The organism is Streptomyces sp. NPDC054796, assembly GCF_053611545.1.
The window spans coordinates 1-2,385 of sequence record NZ_JBSHAO010000144.1; the positions used below are offsets into that span (position 1 = coordinate 1).

Annotated in this window: 3 protein-coding genes; all 3 read right to left on the minus strand. The window is 68.6% G+C overall.

Features of this window, described 5'->3' with window-relative positions:
• Positions 1-573, minus strand: a 573-nt coding sequence (locus ACWGJ2_RS40215) for a hypothetical protein (RefSeq protein WP_453351378.1), incomplete at its 3' end; no start/stop codon positions are given.
• Positions 574-667: 94 nt separating this feature from the next.
• On the minus strand, positions 668-1,402 hold the full coding sequence (locus tag ACWGJ2_RS40220) for a SpoIIE family protein phosphatase (protein ID WP_453351379.1): 735 nt from the start codon (positions 1,400-1,402) through the stop codon (positions 668-670).
• A 397-nt stretch (positions 1,403-1,799) separates the two neighbouring features.
• The gene (locus ACWGJ2_RS40225; RefSeq protein WP_453351380.1) at positions 1,800-2,147 is read right to left on the minus strand and encodes a hypothetical protein; all 348 of its coding nucleotides are present in this window, start codon (positions 2,145-2,147) and stop codon (positions 1,800-1,802) included.
• Positions 2,148-2,385 lie beyond the last annotated feature (238 nt).

The window sequence follows — 2,385 nt, forward strand, 5'->3', positions numbered from 1 at the left end:
GTTGAGCGCCCGCAGGTGCTCCGGGAAGCGCGGATCACGCCCGGGTGGGGCGACGGTGCCGGTCGCGGGATCGAGGTGGCCCCATGCGCCGCGTTCGCCGCGCCCGCACAGCATGAGGGTCACGGTTGCGCCGGGCGCTGTGTGCAGCCCGGTCACCTCGTGGTAGAGGTCCCGGCCCACAGTGTTGGCGGTGCCCTGCGTGTGTTCTCTTCCGATCTCCGCGCGGACCTGGCCGTCGACGAGAACGTACCGGTCCTCGGAGTAGCCGCCGAGCAGGATCTTCGACGAGAAGGGCCAGGGGTGTGAGTGCGGGAGGGGGCCGTCGGCCTCTCTGATATCGGGCGCGTGCCAGACATTGATCTTGACGGTCCGGTCGCGGCCTTCCGTCAGCGTGAGTTCGGTTTTGCTGAGCCGACCGCTGCCGTCGGGGACCAGCCACCACGACGTCGGCGTGGTGAACTGTTCCCAGGTGAGCGGGGCGAGGTCACTCGCGTAGGTGGCGACGCCCGACGCCGCCGTCTCGTAGAGCACGTCGGTGAGCGTCAGCCCAGGGGCGATCAGCACAGGGTCCATACCCAGGAGCCTGCCACCACCATTCCGGACTTGACCAGGTGTTTCCTGTTTTCGGTGCGAATTGGAAACAGGAAACACCTGCGGCTGGACGAGGTCACCGGTGGTGCCGCAGGACGACCACGGTTGCGTCGTCGCGGTAGATCTCCCCCGTTTCCTTTCCTTCCTCACCCTCGACGGCGGCGACGAGTGCGTCAGCAAGGGTCTGCGGGGTATCGGCATGGTCCCGGCACAGGGCGTTGGCGGTCTCCAGATCGACCTGGTCGGAGATCCCGTCCGAGACGAGCAGTACCAGGGGAACGTCCTCGGGGATCTCCAGCTGGCGGCACGTCATTTCCGTCGCCTGGGCGAGGCCGAGCCGCGCCCAGTTGTCCTGAGTCTCAGCAACCTCGACGGGGACGATCTCGATCGTCTTGTCTCCGTTCCACCGAAGCCATTCGCCCATGGTCTGGTCCATGCTCCACAGGATCAGCTTCTCGCCGTCCCAGCCGTAGGCTCGGCAGTCGCCGATCCAATGGACGCTGGTGGGCCGTCCGGGCTCCATAGAGGCGACGATGGCGGACATGTGCGGTGGCCGCTCGTACGCGTCGGCCAGGCGTCCGGCGGTGATCAGGCCGACGAGCCCGCCCATGGCCATGCCCATGAGGGCAATCGCGGACGGCGCGTGCCGGGCATAGTCCACGACTTCCTCGTGATGGCCGGCGCCGTCGACGACGGCCGCGCATATCCGCTCGCCTCGCCGATGGACGTGGGCCCCATCCGCGTACGGCGGCTCGGTTCCGGGGCGCTGGGCGATCCCGACCGTCACCGTCGCCGTCTTGTTGTCCGTCACGGGAACTCCTTCTGCCAGGGGGCGCCCGGCTTTGCCGATGAACACGGTCGTCATACATCCAAGCTGTCAAGGGAAATAATGGGGCATTTCCCTTACCCACTCCGGACGTTGACGTAATTTCACCTGCCCTGTCCGGAAAGCGATGCCGCGCCAGGACGGCGTATCCACTCGGAGAGGCCGCAGCTCGCCGGGCAGGCCGGAAATCCGGAAGGAGTACCGGTCCAGCACGTTGATGTGGTGGCACAAGAGTGGCGACAGCCGGGCAACGTCCTCCTCGCGGGCCCCGAATGCTCGGCGCACCATCTAAGACAGCCGTTCCGCGGACCCCGCCTCCGACCCAGGACTTCTCCGCCGAGGTGTTCGGGGCCCGGGACGGCTGCAGGAGAGCCCGCCAGCATCAGGCCCTGAGCTCACGGGCGCGCGCGAGGGTGCGGATGGCGGTGCGTTCGCTCACGCCGTACTCGTCGCGGATGTCCCGGAGGGTGACCTTCTCGCGGTCGCCGAGCTCGGCCGCGATGAGCCAACGGGCTACCGTCTCGGCGCGCTGCTCGGCGGGGCTTCGCCGGACTGCCCTGGTGCGGCCGTCCTCGGCCGCCGCGCGGGCCTCGATCTCATGGCGGGGCCAACGGGGCCCCGGGGAGAGGTAGCCCCTTGTGGCGTAGCTGCGGACGGTCGACGGAGAGACACCCAGGACGCGAGCGGCCTCAAAGTGGTCGAGCTGGTCGTCCGGGCCTGGCTGGGGCATCACCGTGAGGTCTCCTCGGGGTTGGCCGGGGCGCCGACGCATCGACGCTGAGGCTAGACTGCCGGGGTCTCCCGCTTCGGCGGGTGATTGGGTAGGGCCGGTGGATCGCTGTCACCTTCGGGTGTTCACCACCGGCCCTCTTGTAACGTCACCGTCTGGTCCTCCGCGTCGCCTGCCGTGCGGGCCGTGGCCCTCGATCCGGTTTCGTCGTGCGTACAGAGTGGGGCCGGGGCGGGCC